At 47.7% G+C, this 26,842-nt stretch carries 26 protein-coding genes and 1 tRNA gene; 23 read left to right on the forward strand and 4 right to left on the reverse strand.

Annotated elements, in window-relative coordinates:
- Position 1 precedes the first annotated feature (1 nt).
- The 6 genes from PHH49_03065 to PHH49_03090 all read left to right on the forward strand — a co-directional run bounded on the left by PHH49_03065 (position 2) and on the right by PHH49_03090 (position 6,823).
- Entirely contained in the window at positions 2–382 is a 381-nt protein-coding gene (locus tag PHH49_03065; GenBank protein MDD5487931.1) for a response regulator, read from the forward strand.
- Positions 383–410: 28 nt separating this feature from the next.
- Positions 411–1,733 carry an HD-GYP domain-containing protein gene (locus PHH49_03070; GenBank protein MDD5487932.1) on the forward strand — a complete coding sequence of 441 codons (1,323 nt, stop codon included), beginning with the start codon at positions 411–413 and terminating at the stop codon, positions 1,731–1,733.
- A 665-nt stretch (positions 1,734–2,398) separates the two neighbouring features.
- Positions 2,399–3,349 carry an ATP-binding protein gene (locus PHH49_03075; GenBank protein ID MDD5487933.1) on the forward strand — a complete coding sequence of 317 codons (951 nt, stop codon included), beginning with the start codon at positions 2,399–2,401 and terminating at the stop codon, positions 3,347–3,349.
- Positions 3,318–3,608 (forward strand): hypothetical protein, encoded by a 291-nt coding sequence (locus PHH49_03080; protein MDD5487934.1) that lies wholly within the window; start codon positions 3,318–3,320, stop codon positions 3,606–3,608. Before PHH49_03075 ends, PHH49_03080 begins: the two co-directional genes overlap by 32 nt.
- A 1-nt stretch (position 3,609) precedes the next feature.
- The gene (locus PHH49_03085) at positions 3,610–5,202 is read left to right on the forward strand and encodes an ATP-binding protein (protein MDD5487935.1); all 1,593 of its coding nucleotides are present in this window, start codon (positions 3,610–3,612) and stop codon (positions 5,200–5,202) included.
- Positions 5,138–6,823, forward strand: a complete 1,686-nt coding sequence (locus PHH49_03090) for an ATP-binding protein (protein MDD5487936.1) — start codon at positions 5,138–5,140, stop codon at positions 6,821–6,823. The genes PHH49_03085 and PHH49_03090 overlap by 65 nt, the downstream gene beginning before the upstream one ends.
- Before the next feature lie 2 nt (positions 6,824–6,825).
- Here the strand turns inward: PHH49_03090 and PHH49_03095 are convergent, their stop codons facing one another.
- Positions 6,826–7,584 carry an ATP-binding protein gene (locus PHH49_03095; GenBank protein ID MDD5487937.1) on the reverse strand — a complete coding sequence of 253 codons (759 nt, stop codon included), beginning with the start codon at positions 7,582–7,584 and terminating at the stop codon, positions 6,826–6,828.
- 574 nt (positions 7,585–8,158) lie between these two features.
- Between PHH49_03095 and PHH49_03100 the strand changes: the two genes are divergently transcribed.
- Positions 8,159–8,416, forward strand: coding sequence for a hypothetical protein (locus PHH49_03100; GenBank protein ID MDD5487938.1), 258 nt, complete (start codon positions 8,159–8,161; stop codon positions 8,414–8,416).
- A 23-nt stretch (positions 8,417–8,439) separates the two neighbouring features.
- Here the strand turns inward: PHH49_03100 and PHH49_03105 are convergent, their stop codons facing one another.
- Both PHH49_03105 and PHH49_03110 read right to left on the reverse strand, forming a co-directional pair.
- Positions 8,440–8,796 carry a response regulator gene (locus tag PHH49_03105; protein MDD5487939.1) on the reverse strand — a complete coding sequence of 119 codons (357 nt, stop codon included), beginning with the start codon at positions 8,794–8,796 and terminating at the stop codon, positions 8,440–8,442.
- A 21-nt stretch (positions 8,797–8,817) separates the two neighbouring features.
- Positions 8,818–9,369 carry an XRE family transcriptional regulator gene (locus PHH49_03110; protein ID MDD5487940.1) on the reverse strand — a complete coding sequence of 184 codons (552 nt, stop codon included), beginning with the start codon at positions 9,367–9,369 and terminating at the stop codon, positions 8,818–8,820.
- 519 nt (positions 9,370–9,888) lie between these two features.
- On the opposite strand from PHH49_03110, the gene uvrA reads away from it, so the two are divergent.
- The 8 genes from uvrA to PHH49_03150 all read left to right on the forward strand — a co-directional run bounded on the left by uvrA (position 9,889) and on the right by PHH49_03150 (position 17,781).
- Positions 9,889–12,681, forward strand: coding sequence for an excinuclease ABC subunit UvrA (uvrA, locus tag PHH49_03115; protein ID MDD5487941.1), 2,793 nt, complete (start codon positions 9,889–9,891; stop codon positions 12,679–12,681).
- A gap of 67 nt (positions 12,682–12,748) precedes the next feature.
- Entirely contained in the window at positions 12,749–15,214 is a 2,466-nt protein-coding gene (locus PHH49_03120; protein MDD5487942.1) for a tetratricopeptide repeat protein, read from the forward strand.
- A 58-nt stretch (positions 15,215–15,272) separates the two neighbouring features.
- Positions 15,273–15,872 (forward strand): MotA/TolQ/ExbB proton channel family protein, encoded by a 600-nt coding sequence (locus PHH49_03125; GenBank protein ID MDD5487943.1) that lies wholly within the window; start codon positions 15,273–15,275, stop codon positions 15,870–15,872.
- Complete coding sequence (locus PHH49_03130) at positions 15,859–16,257, forward strand: biopolymer transporter ExbD (GenBank protein MDD5487944.1); 399 nt, start codon at positions 15,859–15,861, stop codon at positions 16,255–16,257. The genes PHH49_03125 and PHH49_03130 overlap by 14 nt, the downstream gene beginning before the upstream one ends.
- Positions 16,258–16,270: 13 nt before the next feature.
- Positions 16,271–16,972: a hypothetical protein gene (locus PHH49_03135; GenBank protein ID MDD5487945.1), complete on the forward strand. Its 702-nt coding sequence runs from the start codon at positions 16,271–16,273 to the stop codon at positions 16,970–16,972.
- Between the two features lie 3 nt (positions 16,973–16,975).
- Complete coding sequence (locus PHH49_03140) at positions 16,976–17,245, forward strand: hypothetical protein (GenBank protein ID MDD5487946.1); 270 nt, start codon at positions 16,976–16,978, stop codon at positions 17,243–17,245.
- A gap of 13 nt (positions 17,246–17,258) precedes the next feature.
- Positions 17,259–17,462 carry a winged helix-turn-helix domain-containing protein gene (locus tag PHH49_03145; GenBank protein ID MDD5487947.1) on the forward strand — a complete coding sequence of 68 codons (204 nt, stop codon included), beginning with the start codon at positions 17,259–17,261 and terminating at the stop codon, positions 17,460–17,462.
- A 16-nt stretch (positions 17,463–17,478) separates the two neighbouring features.
- A complete protein-coding gene (locus tag PHH49_03150) occupies positions 17,479–17,781 on the forward strand; it encodes a hypothetical protein (protein ID MDD5487948.1) in 303 nt (100 codons plus the stop codon).
- A 15-nt stretch (positions 17,782–17,796) separates the two neighbouring features.
- Here PHH49_03150 and PHH49_03155 read toward each other — a convergent pair.
- Positions 17,797–17,872, reverse strand: a tRNA-Ala gene (locus PHH49_03155).
- 49 nt (positions 17,873–17,921) lie between these two features.
- On the opposite strand from PHH49_03155, the gene PHH49_03160 reads away from it, so the two are divergent.
- The 8 genes from PHH49_03160 (at position 17,922) to rpoD (ending at position 26,816) form a co-directional block, all read left to right on the forward strand.
- Positions 17,922–18,116, forward strand: a complete 195-nt coding sequence (locus PHH49_03160) for a zinc-ribbon domain-containing protein (GenBank protein MDD5487949.1) — start codon at positions 17,922–17,924, stop codon at positions 18,114–18,116.
- A 16-nt stretch (positions 18,117–18,132) separates the two neighbouring features.
- Positions 18,133–19,641: an AmmeMemoRadiSam system protein B gene (gene amrB, locus PHH49_03165; protein MDD5487950.1), complete on the forward strand. Its 1,509-nt coding sequence runs from the start codon at positions 18,133–18,135 to the stop codon at positions 19,639–19,641.
- Positions 19,642–19,675: 34 nt separating this feature from the next.
- Positions 19,676–20,416, forward strand: coding sequence for an RsmE family RNA methyltransferase (locus PHH49_03170; GenBank protein MDD5487951.1), 741 nt, complete (start codon positions 19,676–19,678; stop codon positions 20,414–20,416).
- Positions 20,417–20,444: 28 nt separating this feature from the next.
- Entirely contained in the window at positions 20,445–21,725 is a 1,281-nt protein-coding gene (gene mtaB, locus PHH49_03175; GenBank protein ID MDD5487952.1) for a tRNA (N(6)-L-threonylcarbamoyladenosine(37)-C(2))-methylthiotransferase MtaB, read from the forward strand.
- Between the two features lie 151 nt (positions 21,726–21,876).
- The gene (locus PHH49_03180; GenBank protein MDD5487953.1) at positions 21,877–22,431 is read left to right on the forward strand and encodes a CvpA family protein; all 555 of its coding nucleotides are present in this window, start codon (positions 21,877–21,879) and stop codon (positions 22,429–22,431) included.
- A 14-nt stretch (positions 22,432–22,445) separates the two neighbouring features.
- A complete protein-coding gene (locus tag PHH49_03185) occupies positions 22,446–23,399 on the forward strand; it encodes an NGG1p interacting factor NIF3 (GenBank protein MDD5487954.1) in 954 nt (317 codons plus the stop codon).
- A gap of 14 nt (positions 23,400–23,413) precedes the next feature.
- A complete protein-coding gene (gene dnaG, locus PHH49_03190; protein MDD5487955.1) occupies positions 23,414–25,189 on the forward strand; it encodes a DNA primase in 1,776 nt (591 codons plus the stop codon).
- 4 nt (positions 25,190–25,193) lie between these two features.
- On the forward strand, positions 25,194–26,816 hold the full coding sequence (rpoD, locus tag PHH49_03195) for an RNA polymerase sigma factor RpoD (GenBank protein MDD5487956.1): 1,623 nt from the start codon (positions 25,194–25,196) through the stop codon (positions 26,814–26,816).
- Positions 26,817–26,842 lie beyond the last annotated feature (26 nt).

Genomic DNA, 26,842 nt, shown 5'->3' on the forward strand with positions numbered 1-26,842 from the left:
TATGCTAAAATTACTTGTTGTCGATGACGAAGTGGACATCTGTGATTTTGTAAGAAGTTTCTTCAAGGAACGTAATTTTGAGGTATTTGTCGCATACAACGGCAAGAAGGCCATCGAGACCATTGAGAAGGAAAAACCGGATATCGTGCTTCTCGATATGAATATGCCCGGAATGACCGGACTTGAAGCGCTTCGGGAGCTTCGGCAGCAAGGCAACCAGATAAAAACTATCATGGTGACCGCCGTCGACGAGCCGGATAAGATCGAGGAAGCGAAAAAACATGGTGTGGTGGAGTATATAACGAAACCGCTGCTTTTAGAGCAGCTTGAACGTACGGTTTTTACCGTGGCGGAACAGATAAGGATGGATAGCGCAAAATAACGGTTCGGCTGAAAGGGGAGAGGGAGAAATGGCTTACTCAGATAGCTGGCAGAGGTTGCAGGACTGGACGGTCGAGAAGATAAAGAACTGCGACGGGGCCCTTATACCAATGGACAGGGACAGTATAAGGCAGCGGCAGGAACCCGAGCTCGATTACCAGTTCATGCTTGAGGCGGCGTCGCGTACCATGATACGCTTCAAGAAGCCCGAAAGGCTTATAAGGATGATAGTCCGGGTAATGGATGAGCAGGTGAAGGTAACGCATACTGCTATGCTTCTCAGGAAAGACGCATCCGGGCCTTTCACCCTGATAGACAGTAAGGGCGCGGAAGGAGTCAAGATACCGGTCGGGTTCATTAAGCTTACCGACGAGAATTCGCTTATACGCCTTTTTAACGAACGCCATAATTACAAAATGTCGGAATCCGGGTCGGTTGGGTACAAGGACCTCTTGAATTTCCTTCAGCGAGACCCGGCGACCAAGTCCGATAGCGACCTGAAATCCATAGTTGAAATGGCCATCAAGCAGATGGAGCTTTTAAAGGCGACTTTATGCGTGCCGGTATATTATAAAAAAGACCTTATCGGCGTACTTATATTGGGGAAAAAGCTCTCGAATGTGAAGTTCTCAAGGCAGGAAATAGGGTTCTTTACGACATTGGCCAACGACGTAGCGATGGCGCTTTCGAACGCGCAGCTGATACAGGACCTCCAGGATAAAATATTCGAGGTGCATAATCTCTATGAAAGGGAGCATAGCCTGTTCATACATACCGCGATATCTCTTGCCGCCGCTATCGACGCCAGGGACCCGTATACACACGGCCATACCGAGCGTGTGACGCAATACGCTCTAAGCATAGCCGAAGAGCTCCAGGAGCTTCCGGAAGCAGCGGAATACGCTAATTTCAAGGAAACGCTGCATATTTCCGGCCTTTTGCATGATGTCGGGAAGATAGGCGTGCCGGATGGCATTCTCAATAAAAAGAGCAGCCTTACGGACGACGAGTATGAAAAGCTCAAGGAGCATTCAGTTACGGGAGCGGCTATACTTTATCCGATACGTGAGCTCGGCGATGTGGCGCGTGAGGTCCGGTGCCATCATGAACGATGGGATGGGAAAGGATACCCTGACGGGTTGAAAGGCGAGGAAATACCGTTCATTTCGCGTATAATATCCGTCGCGGATACGTTTGACGCGATAACGAGCGACAGGCCGTATAGACAGAAAAAAATGGCGGAAGTAGCCATACAGATCATCAAGGATAATTCTGGCAGCCAGTTCGATCCCATAGTGGTAAGCGCTTTTCTGCTGGCGCATCGGAAAGGCAAATTTGGTAACGTGTCATGAACGCATTTGCGTTATCAGGATTTTTAGCGGGCTTTGCGTGCTTATGCATGGGGTTATTTGTTTTAAGGTACTCCACCAATAAAATCCATTTTACATTTTCCTTACAAGTACTTTCTATCTCCATATGGGGTTTTGCATGTGGCTTTGCAGGAATTGCAAAAAATCCAACTAATGCTTTGTTGTGGTGGAAGATCGCGCATATAGTTGCTTTTTTTATTATTGCATTTTTACTGCATCATGTTCTATTGGTTAGACAATTGAGTCGTCCGATACTAATATTTGGGGCGTATGTTATTTCGGTTTCTTTGCCAATTGTCTTCTATCTTAATTTTCATGGTATAACCATGAGATATGTATTCGATAGTTTTTATATTCCTGCCTATACAAATCTCATTTATCCTTCATATTGCATTCTTTGGTTCGCAATTGGTGTTTATATAACAATTCTTTTAATTGGTATGTACAGGCAAGCCTCTTTACCGGAAAAAACCGTTGCCAGATTATATATTTTTTCATATATTTTGGGGCTATGGGGTGGGGGAGCATATATCTTTCTCATATTTGGCTTAAATATCTATCCGTATGGAAATTATCTATTGCCAGTTATGTGTATTATTATGACATATGCGATATTTAAGCACAGGCTATTCGAGATTAATGTTATTATGAAGAAAACGCTTATCTATTCGCTTCTCATAACGGTAATTACGCTTTCATATTTTCTTATTGTCTATGCAATGGAACGATTTTTTAGTGTCTATGTTGGTTATCATTCACCGTGGTTGTCCATTTTGATAATTTCATTTATTATTTTGATCTTCACGCCATTAAAGAACCGTATACAACATATCATTGATAAATACTTCTTTCGTGGTAGTATTGACCAGATAGATGAGGAGAACCGCCGTTTGGGATCCGAGCTGGAAAGGTCCGAGAGGTTAAAGTCCTTAGCAACGCTGGCTTCAGGCATGGCCCATGAGATAAAGAACCCGTTAACGTCTATTAAGACGTTCTCGGAGTTCGTGAAGACACGAGGAATGGATGCCGAGTTTCGGGAAAAATTTCAAAAAATAGTCCCACAGGAAATAGATAAAATAACCAATATCGTGAACCAGCTCCTTGATTATTCAAAAACGGACCGCACAAGGCTGGCAGAATGCAATATCCATGACATTCTGGATTATGTGCTGGCGCTCCATAATAATGAGCTTATCAAGCGCGGTATACGCCTTGAGAAGGCATATGAGGCCCGGGACGCCGGTATTACCTGTGACGCTAATAAGCTCAAACAGGCCTTTATAAACCTGGTCTTGAACGCGATAGAGGCTATGGGCAGGGATGGGGCCTTGACCGTACAAACTGAAGCGGATGAAAAGGTGTTAACCATTGTAATTAAAGATACCGGCCCGGGGATATCTAAAGAAAATTTAGCGCACTTATTTGATCCATTCTTTACGACCAAGGATAATGGTACCGGATTAGGGCTTTTTGTGACTCATCAGATAATTACCGCGAATGGTGGCAAGATATCCGTATCCAGTGAAGAGGGGAAAGGAACAGAGTTCAGGGTGGAGTTGATCAAACATGAATGCATTCACGTTTTCAGGATTTACTAGGCACATTGACTTAAAGGTTGTTGGGAGTCCATATACCTTCGAAAAGTATACGCTTAATAGCAGGGGGGCGATATATGGGCGGGCGGCCACAAAAGAACAAATAAAGCGCAGGATTTCACCTCAAATATTAGTATTTAAAAATTCAATTTTTGCGGGACATTGGACCACAAGCGGTCTTGGACAAACTGGTATTCCAGTTGTGGCATTATCTGGAAAAGCCGCTGCCAAGACGATATTGTCCTTAATTGCAGGAGAATGAAATGACCTTATTCGGCGTCTCCGCATTGTTAGCCGGAGTCACAAGTTTTTTTATGGGTATCTTTGTCTATTTGAATGGACAAAATGAAAAAGTAAACCGGACTTGGTTGGGAGTGACTTTTAGTGTCACAATTTGGGGTTTTGGGAGTTTTATAGCTACACACCCTTCTAATATTGGTTTTTCAATGCTTTTTTGGAAGCTGACATACATAGGAGTGATCTATGTCCCGGTATTTTTTTTCCATTTTGTTTGTGTTTTTTTAAAAATTGATAGAAGTAAGTTTATCAAGTTTTTATACCTTCTCGCGAGTTTTTATTTGGTCTCCTATCTCTTTTTTGATGACACATTCTTGGGGGGTATTAATACAATTTTCGAGGGATTGCATTGGTGCGGTTACCCGGGACCAATATTTATTACGTTCTATGTCTCATTTTACTTAGGGCTTAATCTTTACTCGTTTTATTTGTTATTTAAAAAACTCAAATCGTCTTCGGGTATCGAAAAAACTCAGTTATTTTACCTGATAATAGGATCCGCCATAGGGTGGATAGGCTCCGAGGGCTGTTTCGCTGGGGTCTGGAATATCCCCATATATCCCTTATCAAATTTTCTTACAGCAATTTATCCCATAATTCTTGGGTATGCTATTGTGAGGCACCAACTTCTTGAGATAGATGTTATCATTAAAAAGACCCTCATCTATTCCGTTCTGATAACCATAATTACGTTGCTATATTTCCTGATGGTTTACGCCATAGAGCGGCTCTCCAGCGTGTATATTGGCTATCATTCGCCTTTACTGTCAGTCGCCATAATTACATTCTTTATTCTCATCTTTACCCCTCTTAAGAACCGTATCCAGCATATCATCGATAAATATTTCTTCCGAGGCAGCATAGACCAGATTGACGCGGAAAAACGCCTATTGGAATCCGAACTGGAAAGGTCCGAGAGGTTAAAGTCCTTGGCAACGCTGGCGTCAGGCATGGCCCATGAGATAAAGAACCCGCTTACCAGTATCAAAACGTTCTCAGAGTTCGTTAAAACGAAAGGCGGAGACCCCGAGTTCAAGGAGAAGTTTGAGAAGATAGTCCCCCAGGAAATAGACAAAATAACCAATATCGTGAACCAGCTCCTGGACTACTCAAAGACTGACCGCACAAGACTGACCGAGTGTAATATCCATGACATATTGGACTATGTGCTTGAGCTCCACAATAATGAGCTTATGAGGCGTGGGATAAGGCTCCAGAAGGCCTACGGGGCCCAGAACCCGAATATCACCTGTGACGCCAACAAACTCAAACAGGCGTTTATTAATCTGGTATTGAACGCCATAGAGGCCATGGGGGAGAATGGGGTATTGACGGTAGGGACGGAGGGGGCTGATCATTTGGTTGTTATGGTGAAAGATACCGGTCCGGGGATTTCGCCCGCAAACATTCCACATCTATTTGACCCCTTCTTTACGACAAAGGATAGCGGCACGGGATTAGGGCTGTTCGTTACTCATCAGATAATATCCTCAAATGGCGGGAAGATATCAGTATCCAGTGAAGAGGGGAAGGGTACAGAGTTTAAGGTGGAGTTTTGAGGGTAAAGGAATAATGAGTGTCTTTCAGTTATCAAATATCATGGTAGTGGCGACTAACTTTGGTATTGCCATATTTTTTCTTTTTAGCGCAAGAAAGCACTATTTGTTCGCATTATTTACCATGAGTGCTGGTGTTTGGGGAGTTGGAGCTTATATCTTTTCGTCAGCTTCAATGCAAGGGTATGATCTAGCGTTTTTAGGGTGGAAGATAGCATATATGGGGGCGTTCTTCACGGTAATATTTTTTTCACATTTTGTGATGAAATACCTGGATATGGGTCGTAAAAAACTTATCTTATATTTATACATATCGGGTTTAATCTTTTCATTTTTTAATTGGTATCAAAACTCGCATTATTTCTTGCAAGACTTACGTTTTGTTTTTAATGAGATATATTGGCTCGATGCCATAAAAGCTAATAATTTTTTGTGGTACATATTTTATGTGAGTTATTACTGGGTTGCCTTGCTTTATGTTTTTTACAAGTTAATAGTTAAGTACTGCGACTCCGAAGGCGCATACAAACAAAAAATCAAATATTTTATAATTGCGGCTGGCATTGGTTGGTTGGGGACGGAACCGCTTTTTTTGCCAGCACTTCATGTTGACGCATATCCTTATTCGAACTTCCTTATCGCGATATATCCATTAATATTTGCATATGCTATTGTTCGGCATCAGGTGATGGATGTCGAAATCATAATTAAGAAGACCCTAATTTATTCTGCTCTAATAACTGTTATTACTTTGCTTTACTTTCTTATTGTCTATGCTATGGAACGTATCTTCAGTGTGTATATTGGCTATCACTCTCCATTTTTATCTATTCTGATAATATCATTTATCATCCTAATTTTCACGCCTCTCAAGAATCGGCTTCAACATATAGTTGATAAGTACTTCTTCAAGGGAAGCATAGACCAGATAGACGCGGAAAAACGCCTGTTAGAGTCCGAGCTGGAAAGGACAGAACGCCTCAAGTCCATAGCTACATTGGCTTCAGGCATGGCCCATGAGATAAAGAACCCGCTAACAAGTATAAAAACGTTCTCGGAGTTCGTTAAAACGCGCGGTATGGAGCATGACTTTAGAGAGAAGTTCGAAAAGATAGTCCCCCAGGAAATAGACAAAATAACCAATATCGTCAACCAGCTCCTGGATTATTCCAAGACAGACCGTACAAGGCTGGCCGAATGTAACATTCATGATATTCTGGACTATGTGCTGGAATTACACAATAATGAGCTTATAAGGCGTAATATAAGGCTTGAGAAGGCCTATGCGGCCCAGAACCCGAACATCACCTGTGACCCCAATAAGCTTAAACAGGCCTTTATAAACCTGGTCCTGAACGCCATAGAGGCCATGGGGGAGAATGGGGTATTGACGGTAGGGACGGAGGGGGCTGATCATTTGGTTGTTATGGTGAAAGATACCGGTCCGGGGATTTCGCCCGCAAACATTCCACATCTATTTGACCCCTTCTTTACGACAAAGGATAGCGGAACGGGGTTAGGGCTTTTTGTGACTCATCAGATAATTGCCGCGAATGCTGGTAAGATATCCGTAGTTAGTGAGAAGGGGAAGGGTACAGAGTTTAAGGTGGAGTTTGATCTATAAGGCTATATCGTGAGCGTGAACGTTGTTCCTGTTCCTAAAGTACTTTTTACATCTATTTTTCCGTTATGTTTATCAATTATCCCATGAACTACGCTTAGCCCCAGCCCCGAGCCTTCGTCTTTCCGGGTGAAGAACGGGTCGAATATGTTCTTTAAGTCTTTTTTGTCTATACCACACCCTGTATCCTCGATGGAGATAGATATTTTACTATCAAAGATACGTGTTCTCACGGTAAGTGTCCCGCCGGACTTCATGGCGTCAATAGCGTTCAGTAAAAGGTTTAACAGCGCTTGTTTCATCTGGGGGGGATCGATGTTGACCATAGGTAACGGTGAGAGTTCTTTTATGGCCCTTATATCTTTCTTGATCATTTCATTGTTGAGTAGGGACAGTGTCTCCTCTATCAGGGCGTTCATATCGGTCGGTACCGGGACCAGCTCCTTAGGTTTGGAGAATTCCAGTAGTTGTTTGACTATGTTGTTTATCCGTTCAACTTCGGTTATGACGATACCGGAGAATTTATCCCTGAATTCCGGGTTGTCGCCTTTGACGGGCAGGTATTCGGCGAATGTTTTTATGGCGGTCAGGGGGTTCTTTATCTCATGTGCCATGCCGGCAGCGAGTGTGGAAACGGCTTTCAATTTCTCGCTTTTTTGGAGCTCCCCCCGCAGGCGGATGTTTTCTTCGTCTATCTGGTCAATAGTGTTATGGAAGTAATATTTATCAACTGTCTTTTGTACCTTGATTTTGACTGGTTGCAAAACTATGGTAAAAAGTAAGATTATGGCGATTGTTAAATATGGCGAATGATAACCGTAATAATTTCGGAATATAAGTTCGATAACGATTATCACGAAGAAGTATAATAATGTAATTATGGTGCCAAGAATGGAATAAACAAGTGTTTTTCGTATGATTATCCTGAGGTCAATTAATCTATGGGCAAGTATTGCATATGTAAAACAGATCACGTAAAGTATCGCGAATAAATTTAAATAAGGAGGTAATGATACCCGGAAAAAGAGCAGGTAATTGCTCGAGCCCGAGATATATCCGCATACGATCCCAATAAGCAGGTATCTGATCTGGTTTTTTAATAATTTTGAGGCATGCTTATACGAAGAGATCAGGTAATAGGTTGAAAGTATGGCATATGTATAGAAATAAATCAAATATGCGATGTAGGCTAATTCGGGGATGCCCCAATATGGGAAAATCCCGATGGGACGCATGCCGCTGATAAAATATTTTGTAAAGATTATAGGCAAGAACAAAATGCTGATGACATAACCAGTTTTTATTAATCGCTTAAGTTCTAATTGTAAAAAAGTGGTTATGAAGTGGAAAAGTGTTATTGGTATAAATACTGCGCCGCAATGTAATATTCGAAACCAAAGCATAGTTCCGGAATATGTCTCGGCTATTGGCCAAAAAATGTATCCAAAGCTCCACATGGCAAAAGATAAATTGGCCAATCCACAGCGAATGTTTATTTTTGAGTGGGGATTTCTGAATATAACTAAGAGGGCAAGAGAAAAGGCGCCCAGGAAATTTATGATGCCACTGATAGAAAATAGAAGTAAGTTGTTGTAAGATTGCATATGGACTTCTATGCTTTATATCATTTTAACCTTTTCTTTTACTTCCTTGCTGTCGAAAGGCTTTGTGATATAGTCTATTGCGCCGAGTTTCACCGAGCGTGCCGCGGTCTCTACGCTCTGGTATCCGGTAATGATGATAACTTTGATGTCGGGGGATATGGCGCGGATCTCGGCCAGGGTTTCCAGGCCGTTCTTTACCGGCATTTTAAGGTCCAGGAGAAGGCCGTCGTAATTATTGTTCCTCACTTCCTGCACGGCTTCATCGCCGGACGAGGCGAACCCCAGGATATAATCGTCCCCCAGGATCAGGTCAAGGGCTTCACGTATGCCTTTTTCGTCATCGCATATCAGTAAGCGTTTTTTATTATTCATGGAACTCCTCCTTATGCAATCTTATAAAGCAGGTGGGGATAATACACATATGGCTTCCGCATCGGCCTTGGACGCGTTCACGAATCTGTGTTTGAGCGAAGCGTCGAAGTAAAGGCTGTCACCCTTACGGAGGGTATATTTATCCTCTCCCACATGCGCGTCAAAAGATCCGGATATGACGTAAACAAATTTTTCAATGCCAGGTTTGGTCTGCTCTTCCTGGGTCGACCCTCCTGGGCCGAGAAGCATCATAAGAGGCATGATCTTTTTATCCAGGGCCTTCATTACAAGTAGTTCGTATTTCGCTTTTGCCGAATGGACAAAATGTTCCGTGCGTTTTTTGTGGGGAACCGCCTCAACGGTCTTATTTTCGTCCTCAAGTTCCCTGTAAAGTTCTGCTATGGAGACGTCCAATGCCTTACAGATACTTATGTGGGATTTTAATGTGCCGGGCATCTTATTGTTTTCCATGCGGCTTAGCGTTGCCAGGGCGACGCCGCTTTTACTTGATAATTCCTCAAGTGTGAGGCCTTTATCTTTCCTCAATTGGTGCAATCTATGGCCTATTTTCATGTGTCACCTCCGTTTGGGTATAATATTACTATACTTCAAATTTAAACAATAATCAAATTAAATTTCCCATTTATCAAACCGTACCCGGTACAAGGTGAAGGCGGGGACAGGTTAAGCGGGAGTTTGTACCAGGTACAAGGTTGCTCGGAGGCCCAGAAAGGCGGGGACAGGTTGAGAAGGAGTTTGTACCAGGTACAAAAGGTGAGAAAGGTTCAGACCGACCGAGGGGCCACCGAGCCCCGAGGAAGTGTCGGAAACCCAGGAAGGTTCAGACCGACCGAGGGGGCACCGAGCCCCGAGAAAGTGTCGGAGGTCCAGAAAGACGGGGACAGGTTGAGCGGGAGTTTGTACCAGGTACAAAAGGTGAGAAAGGTTCAGACCGACCGAGGGGCCACCGAGCCGCGAGGAAGTGTCGGAGGGCCAGAAAGGCGGGGACAGGTTAAGCGGGGGTTTGTACCAGGTACAAGGTTGCTTACACATTCTTGTTATAATAGGATGCTTGTGGTAAAATTATAGGCCATGAGCAAAGAATTCATAATAGTAAAAGGGGCCAGAGAACATAATCTCAAGGGTATTGATGTAAAAATACCACGGAACACTTTGTGTGTGGTAACGGGCCTGTCCGGGTCGGGTAAATCCTCGCTTGCTTTCGATACTATTTACGCGGAAGGACAAAGACGTTACGTCGAGTCACTATCAAGTTACGCGCGGCAGTTCATTGAGCAGCTCCAGAAGCCGCATATTGACCACATAGAAGGGTTGTCGCCTACTATAAGTATTGAGCAAAGGACCGGGGGACGTAACCCCCGTTCAACGGTAGGGACACAGACGGAGATATATGACCACCTGAGGGTGCTTTTCGCGAGGATAGGTATACAGAAATGCCCGAAATGCGGCCGCGAGATCTCCGCCCAGAGTTCCCAGCAGATCGTCGACCAGATACTTGTGTATCCAAAGAAAACCCGCCTGATGCTACTGGCTCCGCTTGTGCAGGGGCGTAAGGGTGAGCATGTTGATATCATGCGCAATGCCCGAAAAGAGGGGTTCATACGTCTTCGTGTAGACGGTACGATAACGGAGATAGGCGACCGTATCCCGGAGCTTAACAAGAAGGTGAAACATACTATTGAAGCCGTTGTGGACCGGCTGGAGATAAATAGCGGGGCGCGCACGCGACTTTCCGACTCGGTGGAGACCGCGCTTAAAACGGCGCAGGGGGCCATTATCGCCGCAGTTACGGACCCATCCGGGAACATAACCGGAGAAACGCTTTTTAGCGAGCATAACGCGTGTCTTGCCTGTGGGGTGAGTTTTGAAAAACCGGAACCGCGTAATTTCTCATTCAATAGCCCATACGGAGCGTGTCCGTCATGTAATGGGCTCGGGAACCGTATGGAAATAGACCCGGACCAGGTGGTCCCGGATAAGGATGAAACGGTATTAAGGGCTGTTGTGCCGTGGAAACGCGGAGGTAAGGGAATGGTCCTGCATTTCCGGAGGCAGCTTCGCATGCTGGCACGTTACCACGGGTTCGATCCCGACGCCCCCTATAGGTCCCTTACGGCCGCACAGAAACATATGGTCCTGCACGGCGATCCCGACAGTGGTTTTGAAGGTGTGATCCCGAACCTGGAAAGACGGTTCCGTGATTCCGACAGTGATTTTATAAAAGAGCTTATAGGAACGTTCATGTCCGTGCAACCTTGTCTGACATGTAAAGGGCAGAGGTTGAACCCTGTCGCGCTTAACGTGTTCATAGGCGGGAAGAACATAGCGGATGTATGCGAGCTCTCGGTGTTGGGGGCCAAAGAGTTCTTCACATCATTAAAGCTGGATGATACCCGCAGGATGATAGCGGAGGAGATCCTGAAAGAAGTAAGGCTGAGATTGGATTTCATGATAAATGTCGGCCTGGGATATCTTACGCTCGACCGGGGAACGAATACGCTTTCCGGCGGGGAGGACCAGCGTATACGCCTGGCCACGCAGATAGGCGCGGGCCTTGTCGGGGTACTTTACGTGCTGGACGAGCCGAGTATTGGACTCCATCAGCGGGATAACCAGAAGCTCCTGGATACGTTGATCGCGCTTAAGGACATGGGGAACACGCTTATCGTGGTCGAGCACGACGAGGCGACCATACGCAAGGCCGAGTATATAATCGATCTGGGCCCGGGAGCCGGTGAACATGGGGGCAAGGTGGTAGCCGCGGGTACTCTGGACGATATTTTGGCCAGTCCGGCCTCACTTACGGGGAAATATCTCAGGGGGGAACTTGAGATAATGATGCCGGAAGAACGCCGCGCATGGACCAAGGATAGATCCCTGACCATTGTCGGCGCGACCGAACATAATCTCAAGGGCGTTGATGTTACGATACCGCTTGGGGTATTTAACTGTGTTACCGGAGTTTCAGGATCAGGGAAAAGCACCCTGATAGACGAGGTGCTGTATAGGGCACTTTCAAAAAAGCTTTATGGCGCGAAAGTGAAACCCGGCCGCCACAAGTCCATAAAAGGCGTAAAGAACATCGATAAGGTCATAGTGGTCGACCAGTCACCTATAGGACGCACACCGAGGTCCAATCCCGCGACATATACGGGAGCCTTCGACCCGATAAGGAAGCTTTTCAGCTCTCTGCCGGAATCGCGTATGCGCGGATACCAGCCCGGGCGGTTCAGCTTCAACGTAAAGGGTGGGCGCTGCGAGGCCTGCCAGGGTGATGGCGTTAAAAAGATCGAAATGCATTTCCTCCCGGATGTATATGTCGAGTGCGAGGTCTGCTCGGGCAAGAGGTTCAACGACCAGACGCTTGAGGTAAGATACAAGGGCTATAACATATCCGAAGTCCTGGCTATGAGCGTGGAGGAGGCCCTGGACCTCTTCCGTAACATACCGACCATACAGGTCAAGCTCCAGACGCTCATGGATGTCGGCCTGGGATATATACGCCTGGGACAGCAGGCTACCACACTTTCGGGAGGCGAGGCCCAGCGAATAAAGCTCGCGACCGAACTTTCTAAACGGGCGACCGGCAGGACCCTCTATATCCTGGATGAGCCTACTACGGGTCTTCACTTCGCGGATATACATAAGCTTCTGGAAGCTCTTCACAGACTTGTATCCTCCGGGAATACGGTGCTGGTCATAGAACATAACCTTGATGTGATCAAGTCCTCTGACCACATAATAGATCTTGGCCCCGAAGGCGGGGACGAGGGAGGATATCTTGTGGTGAGCGGGACCCCCGAAGATGTGTCCGCATGTAAGGCCTCTTACACCGGTCGCTACCTAAAAAATATCTTGAAGTAGCCTATCTTATTTGATAGCATATGTGGGTCGAATTCTTAGCGTATAAATAACTTACCATATTTATTATATGAAACTTATCAAGATCTTCGCGGTCATTATAGCGGTATTCTCGTTCCTATCCTGTTCCGTGGGGCCATTGTCGGCGGATACCGGCGCATTGCAGGCTGACATGGATTTTGCCAGGAAAGCCGTAAAGGACGGGTTTTTTGACCTTGCTGGAAAGAAGCTGACCGAGATATTGCGCACGCCCGGTCTTTCCCGCGACGTTGAGTGCGAGGCGCATCTTCTGATGGGGAAGGTCTATTACGGGGAGAACTTGCCGTCAAAAGCCTTGAGCGAGTTCAATATAGTCGTAAAACTCATGGATAATAGTGACCTTGCCGGATACGCGACTTACTGGATCGCCGAAGTATACTTTCGTGAGGGGGATTTTGAGAGAGCGTTGTCATTCTACCAGGATGTGATCGAATCATATCCGCTTAATGAATACGTGTCATATGCATATTATTCGCAGGCCTGGTGTTACGATAAGATAGGCGAGCAGAAGGCGGCCGTCGATACCTTGCGTACTTTGCTTAAAGAGTACCCCGGCAGTGAACTGGCGGTAAAAGGTAAATATAAGATCGGGGAGATCTACTATACAAGAGGCGAGTATAAGAAGGCTATTGACGAGATCGGGCAGTTCATCAGGGCTTATCCCGTGAATGAGAACATCTTTGACGCATATTACATGCTCGGAGACAGTTATTTCAAGATGGGGAACATGGAGAAGGCCATAGAGGAATACAGGAATTCCCTTGGGATATCCGACGAGACGCCATGGAAGCCTATAGCGATATATCGTACGGGGAAAGCGTATTACAAGCTCGGGGAGCTGGATAAGAGCCTTGAGAATTTTAACAAGGCGGCTTCTCTCTCAAAAGATCCGGGTGTCAGGAGCGCCGCGGTGGTAGGCGCGGCCCATATCTATTCAGATCAAGGAGATACCGGTAAGGCCATAGACGCGTATAGAGAGGTGGTCGAGAGCGCGGCGCCTAACGAGTGGACGGATGACGCCTACTACTGGCTGGGCGAGTTGTATTATAAAAGTGGTGACAACAAGAACGCCATAAAGGTCTACGAAAAGGCGCTTTCAATATATCCGAACGGCGAATTTTCCGACGAGATGCATTATAACCTCGCGTGGGCATATCTGGGGGCCGGGGATGAGGACAGAGCGCTTGAGGAATTTGATAAGACCATTGAGGGATCGGACCGGGAAGACCTGGTCGTAAGCGCTTTGTGCGGTATCGGGGATATTCTCAGTTCGCGGGGAAGGATGGACAGGGCCCTTGATATGTATGACAGGGTGCTTAGGGATTACCCGGGGAGCATATTCGCCGATCACGCCCAGTACGAGATGGCGCGTATACTTAAGGAAATGGGGCGCACTGATGCCGCCATTCTGACCTACCAGTCGCTCCTGGTGAATTTTCCCAGGTCCACGCTCGCTGACAGGACGCATTACCAGCTTGGTCTTTTGTACTCAAAAAAGAACGAGTTCAACGATTCAATAGCCCAATATGACGCGATCATACGCGAATACCCGGACAGCTATCTTTACGATGACGCGCGGCTCCAGAAGGCCAACGACCTCTACAACAAGGGAGATTATAGTAAGTCCGCCGGGCTTTATGAGAATATCATTAAAAAGAGCGAACGAAGCGATATATTGGAAAAAGCTAAATATTACCTGGCGTGGGCATATTACAAAACAGACCAGGAGAAGAAGGCGCTGGACCTTTTTAACTCGCTACTCGCGGTCGATAACGGGTCGCGTTTCGCGGCAGGGATCAAGCTGTGGTTCGGGGAATATTACTACGGTAAGGGCGAGCTTGATAAGGCGCAGAATTATTTCAGGGAGGTACAAGGCGATTTCCCCGGAACGGAGTCGGCCGACAGCGCCGCGTATTGGCTCGGGTGGGCGCTATATGACGCCAAGAAGGTGGATGCCAGCATAGGGCAATTCACCAAGTTCATAGAGGACCGACCGTCGAGTGAGTGGACGCCCAAGGCCATATTAGCTCTGGGGGATATATACCGCAGGGAAGGTTCGTATGATAACGCTATTGACGAATATGAACGTTTGATAAACAGGTATCCCAATAGCGGGATAACGAGCCTGGCCAATATACGTATCGGTGTGATACTTAAGGAACAGGGTAATTTCAGGCTGGCTTTGGAGTATTTCAGGGTAGGGCTTACCGATGAGAACACTGAGAACAACGCTCAGGTCCAATATGATATCGCGGAGTGTTATGAGACCCTGGGTATGCCGGATAAAGCCATTGAGGAATACCTGAAGGTGGATTATAAATACCCGCAGGGTAAGTATTGGGTAAATCAGGCTTTGTTGAAGACGGCGGAGCTATTAGAAAAGTCCGGAGAAAATTCCAGGGCTTATAAGATCTATAACCGCCTGGCCGAGGGCGATGGCCAGGAAGCGGAACTGGCTAAGGAAAAGATCAAAACGATCAAACAATACACGCGCTGAAATATACCCGAAAGGAGAAAAAGGAATGTGGGGTCTTATCTTAAAAGGTGGTCCTTTGATGTTCTTGATCATAATGTGCTCGATAATAGCTTTTACTGTGCTTATTGAGCGCGTGTGGTACATAAGGCAGGTACGCATAAATACGCGAGAGTTCATGGAAGACATTACTGAAACGCTTCGAAGGAACAAGATCACCGACGCCATTGATAAATGTAACGCCTTGCCGGGCCCGATCACGAATATACTCAAAGCCGGTATTTTGAAATATGACAGGCCCAGGGCCGAGATAAAAGAGGCCATAGAGGAGGCGGCGCTCCATGAAGTGCCTCGTCTGGAGCGGAATCTGGGTGTGCTGGCCACGATCGCGCATATTTCGCCGCTTTTGGGGCTTCTGGGTACGGTCACGGGTATGGTTAGGGCGTTCCAGGTAATAGAACAGAAGGCGGGAGCCCTTATGCCGGTGAATCCGGGGGATCTCGCGGGCGGGATTTGGGAGTCCCTGGTCACCACGGTGGCCGGCCTCGCGGTAGCCATACCCACTTATGTCGCTTATAATTTCCTGGTCACGAAAGTCGATGGGTTCGTGCTGGAAATGGAAAAGAGCGCTACGGACCTGGTCAATATATTGGGCAAGAAAAGGGAAGATGATGAGATTTAAGCGGAAAATGTCCATTGAAAAAGGGCGGCTGGACATGGCTCCTCTTATCGATGTCGTGTTCCTGCTGCTTATCTTTTTCATGTTAACGTCCAGTTTTATATTCCAGCCGGGCATAAGGGTAAATCTTCCAAAGGCGATCACCAGCGAAGTGCTGCATAAAGAACTCCTGATCATAACCATAACGGGCGACAACAAGATATATATCAGGGAAAGGGCCGTAAATCCGGAAGAGCTGTATTCACGCATATCCGTGGCGGCAAAAGAAGATAAACCGCTTTTGATACAGGCGGACAAAAAAGCGCCACTGGGACGTGTGATCGAGGTCTGGGATATATGCCGACAGCTAGATGTCAAACAGATAAACATCGCCACTACGACCCAGTGAGCCGGAGCGGAGCATGAACTCGCTTACAAGGAATTTATCCATAGCTTTACTGATATCGCTGAGCGCGCATATGGTCGCGTTCTCGTTGGTAGATATCGTAAGCCCGACGGCGTATGAGAAGAAAAGCCCGTACCAGAACATAGATTTCCTCGGGCCTATACTCAAAAAGTCGGCATTTGATATAATGCTGGAGAACGTAGTTCCGTCGGCTGTGACCGCGTTCCGGGTAAATGACGCCGATGATGCCAGCGCTAACTACCTGAGGGTCAGTCTTAAGCGGCGAGAAGCGGTAGACAGGGGTACGGTCACGCGCATGGATATGGGGATCGACAGGCTTGCCCGGGAATTCCTGGACAGCGCCAAATTGCTTCCGGATATGCGTATGGGGACAGAGTCTGGAGGATCTTTGTTCAACAAATTCAATTCCGACCTCATGGCCATGGAGAACGAACGCAGGGTGATATACAGGCCCGCTCTTACGCCTCTTCCTAGAGGGCAATATGACGATAAAGACATGTTCATAACCCGTTTCAGGGTGTTGGTATCGCCGAAAGGGGACGTTAAACGGGCGGAGCCGCTTATAACCAGCGGACATCCACAGGTCGACCTGTTGGCAGAGAAATATCTCAGGGGACTCATGTTCGAGCCCCGGGAACAGGGGTATTACGGGGATGAATGGATAGAAGAGGAAGTTATCCTGAGCACCGAAAGCTGATATATGATAAAATTAGATATTACAACCGCGCTCGTAATATATCTTTTTATATCGACAGTGCTTGTGCTGATCATATGGTCGTTCTATGATTTCGGAGTCAAACTGAAGACGTTCTCGTCGGACGAAAAACATCTGTGGCATTGTTCAATATGCGCTCTCGCGTATATTGACAGCCTTAACGAAGAAATATCAAAATGCCCCAGATGCGGTAGTTTTAACCAGAAGGGCCGTTACGGCCTGGCACGAAAGAATAAAAGATCAGGCATGGCCTGAAAAGGAGGATAAAGTGATAACAAGGATCGGACTTATGGCGGGAGACATCTGGAACTATCTTGAAGTGCATGGCAAAATATCCAGTATAAACGATATGGTACAGGGGCTTGGTTCGGACCGGGACCTGGTACTGATGAGTATTGGATGGTTGGCGCGAGAAGGCCATGTCGTGCTTGAAGGCGGCCAGGAGAACTATAAAGTAACGTTGACCCGGTAATATAAGGAGATATCGTATGGACGGCGAAAACTACGCCCAACATAATATCATGCCCGCCCCGGGAGTCGCGGACCCGGATGAGCCGGTGCCCATCAAGCCTCCGCTTAAGGTGCTCCAGTCGAGGACGATAAGCAAGAAATTCGGGTGGTGGGCCTCGGTGGTGCTTCTGGAAAGCTACGCGAAAAAGCAGGTATGTTTCTATTTGTGGCAGAAGACAGGAGAGGAATGGAAGCGCAAGCAGAAGTTCGGCATACATTCCAAGGCGGACTGGGAGAACATTAAAAAGGCCGTGGAGTCTTTTATAACGAACGTGACTTGACGTGGGCCGGATATTTGGTGGAGCTGAGGGGGATCAAACCCCTAACCTCCTGATTGCGAACCAGGCGCTCTATCAATTGAGCTACAGCCCCACCGAAATGTGAGAACATTATAACATAAAAAAATTTTTCGTAAATAATAATGTCAAACCCCGTATATTGCCAGAACTGTGGAAAACCCATATATGATGAGGACGCTTTATTGTGCCTTTACTGCGGAGAGGAAATAGGCAGGCCGGTAGGAGTCCTCGGGAAGATGCGTTATTCGGCGCATGGTCTTGTGTTCGCGGTCGTTATTTTACTGGTAGTCATTCTTTTCTTGCTCTGGGTATTGTGACGATGCGGAGGGTGGTATGGTCATAAGAGCGGTCCTATGTATGTGTGTTACGGTCGTTTTTCTGTCGGGCGGAACCGTTCACGCAAAGAACGCCGATCTTGCCGGTAGCTGGTATACGGATTCCCCGGCATTTCTCAAAAAAGAGCTGGATACCTATATGTCCCAGGCGGATGTGCAGGATGTGGATGGCGAGGTCTACGCTGTTCTTGTTCCGCACGCGGGACTTAAGTTCTCCGGTCCGGTTGCGGCGTACGCGTATAAATTGCTCCAGAAAGCGGGCCCGGAAGTTGTTATAGTCGTTGGTTTCACGCACAGGCTTTTCGCCCCGGGTACCATAGCGGTCCTTGACGATGATCGTATCGTTACGCCTTTGGGGGATATCGAGATCGATAAGGAGTTAACAGGGAAGCTCATATCGTCCGGCCCGAAATTCATCGGCAGTAAAGATATTTTTGATTCCGAGAATTCCATTGAGATGCAGTTCCCGTTCATAAAACACGCGTTACCTGGCACCAAGGCGGTCTTCGTCGCCATGGAAGACCAGGGACTGAAGAGCTGTGAGTCCCTGATCAACGCGTTATATGATGTTATCAAGGGCTCGGAGAAGAAGATGATCGTGATAGCGTCCAGCGATATGAGCCATTATCTGCCATATGATGTGGGAGATAAGATAGACGCTATGACCACAGAGGTGATCCGGCAAATGGACCCTGCAAAGTTCTACGGGTTCAATATGCTCAATGAACAGCAGCTGATGTGTGGTTATGGGGCCGCGTACACCGTGATGTCACTGGCAAAGCAGCTTGGCGCGAATAAATTCCTTGTATTGGAACGAGCTAATTCCGGGGACACATCAGGAGTAAAGGAAAAGGTGGTGGGATATTTGAGCGGGGCATTTGTGCGAGTGGCGGAAGACAAGGTCGCGGACCCGGTGGCGGTGGTCTCGATACAGGATAAGGCGGAGGGGGGAGATATGCTTAACGCGGGCGAGAGAAAAGAGCTTTTAAAGATAGCCAGGGATTCCATAGGGCATTACCTCAAGACAGGGCGCCGCTATGAGCCCGTGGTCGATGACGCTGATCTGGGGGAGGAGATGGGGGCGTTTGTCACACTTCACGAGAATGGTGAGCTTCGGGGATGTATCGGGAATATGATGGCCCGGGGGCCACTTTATCTTACGGTCAGGGATATGGCGGTTGCGGCGGCTACGGAGGACCCACGTTTCCACGCGGTCAAAGAGGGGGAGCTTGCGGCCATTGATATCGAGATATCCGTGCTATCTCCCCTGCGTAAGGTGGCCAGTGCTGATGAGGTCGAGGTAGGGAAACATGGTGTGCTGGTGCGTATGGGGCCAAGGAGCGGTGTATATCTTCCGCAGGTGGCTACGGAGACCGGATGGGGTAAGGAAGAGTTCATGAACAGTCTCTGCGGACAGAAGGCCGGGATACCGTATGACGCTTGGAAGACGGGGAAATGCGAGATATACGTTTTTACCGCGGAAGTTTTTGGTGAAAAACAAGAATGAACATGTGGACGTGTCCAGGTAAGGGGTCGCCCTGATGAGCAGGTTTTACGCTCCAAAAGAGAACATAGGCGAAAAAGACATACTTATTGACGGTAATGAGGCGCATCATATACTGGACGTTATGCGTCTTGTGGAGAGCGATAAAGTGGTCGTTTTCGATGGTACCGGCGCCGAATATACGGGGTTCATAAAGACCGTGGACGAAAGGGCGAAGCGTCTTATCGTGGAGATAATCAAAATGGAAAAGCCACTGCCGGATAAGATGCCCGATGTGACCCTGGCGCAGTCTGTGCCCAAAAAGAACAAAATGGACCTTATCGTCGAAAAGGCCACGGAATTGGGGGTCAGCCATATGATCCCACTTGTAACGGCGAGGACGATAGTCCGCCCTGATGAAGGTTCCTCGAAACGTAAGGAGGAAAGGTGGCGCAAGATAGCGGTAGAGGCCGCTAAGCAATGCGGCAGGACAAATGTCCCGGAAATTGCCGCGACCGTCCTCTATAACGATCTAGTTGCCGATCTCGCGCGGTACGATGTGATCCTCCTGGCGTATCTGGGACCCGATACGATACCTTTGCGACAGGCTATAGAAGATATCGGTAAGGGAAGCATACTCGTGCTTGTCGGACCGGAAGGGGATTTTACTCAAGATGAGATAACGGCCGCGTTGTGTAATGAGCATTGCAGGTCCGTTTCCCTGGGGCCAAGGGTGCTGAAAAGTGATACTGCGGCCCTTTTCATTCTTTCCGCTATAGGGTGCCGGTATTCCATATGACGCTATTCAAGATAAGGTCTGTCAACCCATGAGAACATTCAGATTCGCTTTAAAGACTTTCGGCTGTAAGGTCAACCAGTATGAAGAGCAGCTTATGCGGGAAGGCTTCGTGAAGTACGGGTGGGAAGAGACCGGGACGGATGAAGCTGATGTGCTCGTTGTCAACTCGTGTACGGTAACCGGGCAGGCGGAGGTGAAAGCGAGGCGTTACCTGAAACGTGTAAAACGTGATAATCCTGATATACGGATATTCTTTACGGGATGTTACGCGGTCCTTCCCGAGGATATACGAACATTGAATGGTATTAGCGAGATACATAGCGTTATTCCCGGCGGTGAGAAGGGAAATATAGTCCCAATGATAGTCAGGGATCTGTCCGGGGAGTGTGTGGGCGCGGTCAACGCGGGCATATCCGGGTTCGGTACCCATACACGCGCTTTTATCAAGGTGCAGGATGGATGTGACCAGAAATGCGCGTATTGCAAGGTTAACATTGTTCGTGGCCCATCCCGCTCCAGGGGTATTGATGAGATAGTGGCCGAGGTGGAAAGGCTTCTTGAGAGAGGGTATCGGGAAATGGTTATCACCGGGATATGCCTCGGGCTTTGGCGTGGTAATGGGGGCGAGCGTCTTGACCATCTATTGAGGGAGATACTCCGTATAAAGGGAAGGTACAGGATAAGATTGAGCTCCCTGGAGCCCAACCATGTGGACGAGGAGCTTTTGGACGTATTGTCGGGAGATGAAAGGTTGTGCCGGCATCTCCATATCCCGCTGCAAAGCGGTTCGGACCATATCCTGGGGGCCATGGGGCGTAGGTATACTGTGCGTGATTATGCCCGCAGGATCGAGCATATCCGGAAGGTCATGCCGTCCGCGGGAATAACTATGGATGTTATATCCTCATTTCCGGGGGAAACGGAGGACGACCATCGGAACACACGCGATTTTCTTCATGAAATATCTCCATCCCGTTTGCATGTTTTCCGTTTTAGTGAACGTCCCGGCACGAAAGCGGCCAGTATGTCCTTCAAGGTACCTGTTGATGTAGCCAAACAACGCGTGAACGAACTTATTGAACTCGGAGAAGGGTTTAAAGATAGATTTTGTCGTTCATTTATAGGTACCCCGGTAGATGTGCTGTTGGAAAAACAGGAAAAGGGAGGGATGCTTGAGGGATATACAGGTGAATACGTGAGAGTGGTCTTGTCCGGATATAACTCTTGCATTGGGGATATTATTCGGGTCACTCCGACAAAAGCTGAAAAACGAATAGAACCAAGCCTAATTTGCGCTAAACCAGCGTAATATACTATGTATAAATAAGTTACATAAATTACGCGCTCGCCTTACTTTGTTAATTTTGAAAAAGTTTAAATTTTATGAAACTATCCATCGGGTGGTTTGACATCTATTTTTTTATATGATATACTTCTTTTTCAGCTTATAAGGGGTAGAATTGCCTGTCTTTTTGGAGAAGATCACCATATTTGAGATATTTTACATAATCCTTTTATCAGGAATGGTTTATAAGGGCACAAGGTCCGGCATCAGTGCGCAGATCATTTCTTTGATAGGATGGGTGGTGTTGGTTTTTTGTTCTCTGGGTTATTATGAATATCTCTCCAAAGCGATATTCGGTTTTATGCTTCAGGATTGGGCAAAGCCGCTATCCTTTTTCGCGTTGGCAATGGTACCGTTCATAATCATAAAGATCATTGAGAAGATGATCATAGCGGCGGCAGGCGAAGAGCTTTCACTCTTAGAAAGAATAGGCGGCGCGTTCGTGTCGGCGATACGGGCTCTGGTGATTTTCGGCATGATCGGCATACAGATACTGCTTATGCCGATGGAGCAGGCTAAGACATTTTTGCTGGAGAAGACACCTACGGCGCTTTTTTTCGTGAATATCGATGTGGACATATATAGTTGGCTCACGGGCCTTACCGGTATAAAAAAGAATATCGACTCCGAGGATGTCATGATGACATTGCTCGGGGAAAAGGATAAGTAAAAAGGGAGTGTGCGGTGAAGTTAAGGACATTTTATGAGCTGGCGGTCAAAAAAGGCATGAAAGCCGATATGCGGAAGGACAATCAGGTAAAAGCGACTCTTTCCGGTGCCCGCAGTGAGTATAAAAAGGCTAAAGGTGTGGATAGGCGTTATTTCGATAAGGCTGCGTTATCTAACCCCTACTATGATACGCGTATCTTATCGGGAACGGGCGAAGAAGAGGTCTGTACCGTTATGGCGGGGATAGACATAGATGTAGGGGAGATACTCCTTGCCGATCGTTTGCGGGAAAAAGGCGTCAAAATTGACCTCGTCGTCTCCCATCACCCGGCAGGAAGGGCATACGCCGAACTTAACAGGGTCATGGAGATACAGCCCTCTCTATGGGAACGGTATGGTTTCGATCCGGAGGTGGCGAGTAAACTGATGAAAAAACGGTCGGAAGAGGTGTCTAGGGGCATATCGGCGGCAAATCACCAGCGTGCTGTGGATGCCGCCAGGATATTGGGGATACCTTTCATGTGTATCCATACGGCCGCCGACAACTGTGTGGCCTCTTATTTGCAGGGGATCTTCGACAAGAAAAAACCGGGCACATTGAAGAACGCGCTTGGTATATTGAAAGCGATACCTGAGTACAAGGATGCCGTAAAGAACGGCGCGGGTCCGCATATATTGATAGGGAAGGAGACGGACAAGGCGGGACGTATATTCGTGGATATGACCGGGGGGACCTCTGGCCCGGATAAGATGTTCAGCCGCCTCTCGCAGGCAGGTGTAAGGACGATCGTGGGAATGCATTGTAAGGAGAGCGCGTATAAAGAGGCGTCATCCGAAATGGTGAATTATATCATAGCGGGACACATCTCCAGCGATAATCTGGGGTTGAACCTTCTTTTCGATGAGGTAGAGAAAAGTGGTAAACTGGATTTTGTCGCGTGTTCCGGTTTCAGGCGTTTTAAACGATAGTGGTGTGAGCATATATGGGCAGGATCAAACAGGAAATAATAGACCAAATACTTGACCGGCTTGATATTGTTGAGGTCATAGGGGAGTTCGTGCCCCTGAAGAAGACCGGAGGGAGTTTTAAGGCCTGTTGTCCGTTCCATAATGAGAAGACCCCGTCTTTTGTTGTCAGCCCCGAGAAACAGATATACCATTGTTTCGGGTGTGGCGCGGGTGGGAACGCTATAGGGTTCGTGATGAAGTATGAGAACCTTAGCTTTCCTGAGGCCGTGCGGGTCCTGGCCCCGAAGGCCGGCGTAGAGGTCCCTGAGACAAGTGAGCAAGAGAATGTTACTGATTCGATCGCAACTAAATTGCACGAAATGAACCAGATAGCCGCGAGTTTTTTCCAGAGCAACCTGCGCGGACAGTCCGGCCATGGGGCTTTACAGTATCTGAAGGACCGAGGGCTCAATCCTGAAACGTTGACCACATTCCGCATAGGATATGCCCCGGAAGGATGGGAAAACCTGCGTAAATACTGCGAAAAAAAGGGAATTTCCCATGATCTTCTTCGTCAGGCCGGGTTGACCATACCCAGCGAGAAAGGCAAAAGCGATTACGACAGGTTCAGGAACCGCGTGATATATCCGGTTTTTAACGAACGGGGGAAGATCATAGCTTTCGGGGGCAGGGTAATGGACGATTCCCTCCCTAAATATATAAATTCCCCTGAAACCATCATATATAACAAGAGCAGGACCCTGTACGGCCTTAATTTCGCCAGAAGGGCCATAAGGGAGAATGGTTTTGTCATCATGGTAGAAGGCTATATGGACGTGGTGATGCCGGCACAGTTCGGGGTCAATAACGTCGTGGCTACTTCCGGCACCGCTTTGACGATACAACAGGTAAGCATGATCAAGAAATATACGGATACGGTGGTCATGGTATATGATTCCGACCAGGCGGGGGAATCGGCTAGCCTGAGGGGCCTGGATATATTGCTTGAGAATGGAATGAAGGTGCGTGTGGCCCGCCTTCCTAAGGGAGAGGACCCGGATAGTTTTTCTCGTAAGAACGGCGGAGAGGCTTTCCTGAAAGCGGCGCGGGAAGCAAAGGAACTTTTTGACTACAAGCTGGATCTTTTGATAGAGAAGCTTGGGGCCTCGGATGTGGCCGGCATAGCCAGCGAGATGCTCCCGACGATCGCGAAGGCCGAGAACTATGTGCAGCGGTCCGATTATCTTAAGCGACTGGGACAGCGGCTAGGGGTGCATGAATCGGCCCTGCAGCATGAGCTTAAAAAGGTGAAGGATTATTCATATCGGTTCACCGCGGATAAAAAAAAGACGGATGAAAAAAGGGACCTGTATAACAGCGGAGAACTACATCTTCTGGGCCTGGCGATATCCTCCCGGTCCATGTTCGAGTCCATTGAGAACGATCTGGGACTGGACAGGTTCACGGACAACAATATAAAAAAGGCCCTCATGGCCCTTAAACAAATGATGGATGAGGGCGGTACCGTGAACGTGACCCCGGGTAAGTTCCTGAGCCGGATAGAAGAGGACGAAGGCGTTAAGAACGCGGTCATCGCGGCTATCAGGAACTCAGATATAGGTGGCGAGCCGGAAAAGGTCTTGAAAGACTGTATCTTTCGTATGCGCGAAGACGAGTTCCAGGCTAAATACGCTCTTTTGCAGGATAAGTTGCGGGGAGCTAAGGATAACGGGGAAATGTTGCTCTTGATGAAGAAAATGAAGGACCTAAAAGAAGAGATCAAGAAGATACATAAAGAAAAGGTGGCGTAATATCATGCCGAGAAAAAAGAAGATAATGAAAGCCGCGGGCGAAAAGGTGCGCGATGTTGATGTTGACGAGGTTTTCCCCGAGGATGAGGACGAGGCCCCAGCTGCCCGGTCCGCGATAGTAAGAAAACTGATCATGGCGGGTAAGGACAAGGGGTTCCTGAGCTACGATGAGGTCAATGATATCCTCCCGGAAGAAGTTGTTTCTTCAAGTGAGATAGACGAGGTCATAACGGCTTTGCAGAGCGCGGATATAAAGGTGGTCGAATCCGAAGAGGAAGTGGAAAGGATACCACTCGCGGTCAAACGTGACCAGAAGAAGATCAAGACGCGGAAATTCGTACAGATAGACGACCCGGTCAAGATGTACCTGAAACAGATGGGACAGATACCGCTCCTGAACCGCAATGAGGAACTGGAACTGGCCAAAAGGATAAAAAAGACGGAAAAGGATTTCAAGGACATAGTCTTCCAGATTAAGCTCGGGCGGGAGATGGTCATAGGCAGGATAGAGGAATATATGCTTAATGACTATAACCTTGATGATGTACTTGACGTAGAACCCGGGTCAGATGTCGAAAAGGTCAAGGAACGCAAGAGCCTCCTGATCAAGCGCATCAAATTGTCCAAGAAACATGACACCATACTTAAGCTCATGAAGAAGCTAAAGGTGTCCATTTCCGTAACGGAAAAGATATCGGATGAGCTCCTGGAAATACTTAAAGAGGCCAATCTGATAAGGGCCAAACTGGAGAACCCGAGGAACGCCAGGAAGAAAAAGAACAACGCCGCGCTTAAGTCCCAGCTCCGGAAATTGCTTCGCAAGGTAGGGCGTTCGGTGGACCAGATCAAGGAGGACCAGGAAAAGATAGAGCAGATCGAGATAGAATATACGAAGGCGAAAAAAGAGCTGGTAGCGGCAAACCTGAGGCTGGTGGTCAGCATAGCCAAAAAATACACGAATCGGGGACTTTCCTTCCTGGACCTTATACAGGAGGGGAATATGGGCCTGATGAAGGCGGTCGATAAATTCGAGTACGAGAGGGGTTATAAGTTCAGCACGTACGCGACCTGGTGGATACGGCAGGCCATAACACGTTCTATCGCGGACCAGTCGAGGACCATAAGGATCCCCGTGCATATGACGGAGACCATAAACAAGCTTGTCAGGGTCTCCAGGTCGCTCGTCCAGGAGAACGGGAGGGAGCCTACCCCTGAGGAGATCTCTTCGGCGATGAAGCTTCCGGTGGAAAAGGTACGTGGGATAATCAAGATAGCACAACATCCCATATCACTTGAGACGCCTATAGGGGATGAGGGGGACACGAGCTTTGGTGATTTTATCGAGGATAAGTCGGCAGTATCGCCGGCGAACGCTACCGCGTACGCGATGCTCAAGGAGCAGATGGATGAGGTCCTTGAGACGCTTACGGATAGAGAACAGAAAGTGCTTACCCTGCGTTTTGGTATAGGGGACGGGTATCCCCGCACCCTCGAAGAGGTGGGGAAAATATTCAATGTTACCCGGGAGAGGGTAAGACAGATAGAGGCGAAAGCCTTGAAAAAATTAAGGCACCCGATACGCGCTAAAAAACTCAAGAACTTCCTGGATATGGGGTTCGCGGAATAGGGGCAGCAGGTCCACACAAATGGAAG

It is taken from the genome of Candidatus Omnitrophota bacterium (genome assembly GCA_028715965.1).
GTDB lineage: Bacteria > Omnitrophota > Gorgyraeia > Tantalellales > Tantalellaceae > JAQUQS01.

What these genes read in the sequence shown, in the direction of transcription:
- PHH49_03125 (MDD5487943.1), top strand. Translation starts at nt 15,273, where the DNA reads ATGTTCTTGATCATAATGTGCTCGATAATAGCTTTTACTGTGCTTATT.
- PHH49_03105 (MDD5487939.1), bottom strand. Translation starts at nt 8,796, where the DNA reads ATGAATAATAAAAAACGCTTACTGATATGCGATGACGAAAAAGGCATA.
- PHH49_03080 (MDD5487934.1), top strand. Translation starts at nt 3,318, where the DNA reads ATGAATGCATTCACGTTTTCAGGATTTACTAGGCACATTGACTTAAAG.
- PHH49_03085 (MDD5487935.1), top strand. Translation starts at nt 3,610, where the DNA reads ATGACCTTATTCGGCGTCTCCGCATTGTTAGCCGGAGTCACAAGTTTT.
- uvrA (MDD5487941.1), top strand. Translation starts at nt 9,889, where the DNA reads ATGAGCAAAGAATTCATAATAGTAAAAGGGGCCAGAGAACATAATCTC.
- PHH49_03130 (MDD5487944.1), top strand. Translation starts at nt 15,859, where the DNA reads ATGATGAGATTTAAGCGGAAAATGTCCATTGAAAAAGGGCGGCTGGAC.
- PHH49_03140 (MDD5487946.1), top strand. Translation starts at nt 16,976, where the DNA reads ATGATAAAATTAGATATTACAACCGCGCTCGTAATATATCTTTTTATA.
- PHH49_03160 (MDD5487949.1), top strand. Translation starts at nt 17,922, where the DNA reads ATGTCAAACCCCGTATATTGCCAGAACTGTGGAAAACCCATATATGAT.
- PHH49_03070 (MDD5487932.1), top strand. Translation starts at nt 411, where the DNA reads ATGGCTTACTCAGATAGCTGGCAGAGGTTGCAGGACTGGACGGTCGAG.
- PHH49_03110 (MDD5487940.1), bottom strand. Translation starts at nt 9,369, where the DNA reads ATGAAAATAGGCCATAGATTGCACCAATTGAGGAAAGATAAAGGCCTC.
- dnaG (MDD5487955.1), top strand. Translation starts at nt 23,414, where the DNA reads ATGGGCAGGATCAAACAGGAAATAATAGACCAAATACTTGACCGGCTT.
- PHH49_03090 (MDD5487936.1), top strand. Translation starts at nt 5,138, where the DNA reads ATGGCGGGAAGATATCAGTATCCAGTGAAGAGGGGAAGGGTACAGAGT.
- PHH49_03075 (MDD5487933.1), top strand. Translation starts at nt 2,399, where the DNA reads ATGAAGAAAACGCTTATCTATTCGCTTCTCATAACGGTAATTACGCTT.
- PHH49_03150 (MDD5487948.1), top strand. Translation starts at nt 17,479, where the DNA reads ATGGACGGCGAAAACTACGCCCAACATAATATCATGCCCGCCCCGGGA.
- rpoD (MDD5487956.1), top strand. Translation starts at nt 25,194, where the DNA reads ATGCCGAGAAAAAAGAAGATAATGAAAGCCGCGGGCGAAAAGGTGCGC.
- PHH49_03120 (MDD5487942.1), top strand. Translation starts at nt 12,749, where the DNA reads ATGAAACTTATCAAGATCTTCGCGGTCATTATAGCGGTATTCTCGTTC.
- amrB (MDD5487950.1), top strand. Translation starts at nt 18,133, where the DNA reads ATGGTCATAAGAGCGGTCCTATGTATGTGTGTTACGGTCGTTTTTCTG.
- PHH49_03170 (MDD5487951.1), top strand. Translation starts at nt 19,676, where the DNA reads ATGAGCAGGTTTTACGCTCCAAAAGAGAACATAGGCGAAAAAGACATA.
- mtaB (MDD5487952.1), top strand. Translation starts at nt 20,445, where the DNA reads ATGAGAACATTCAGATTCGCTTTAAAGACTTTCGGCTGTAAGGTCAAC.
- PHH49_03135 (MDD5487945.1), top strand. Translation starts at nt 16,271, where the DNA reads ATGAACTCGCTTACAAGGAATTTATCCATAGCTTTACTGATATCGCTG.
- PHH49_03065 (MDD5487931.1), top strand. Translation starts at nt 2, where the DNA reads ATGCTAAAATTACTTGTTGTCGATGACGAAGTGGACATCTGTGATTTT.
- PHH49_03100 (MDD5487938.1), top strand. Translation starts at nt 8,159, where the DNA reads ATGAAGTGGAAAAGTGTTATTGGTATAAATACTGCGCCGCAATGTAAT.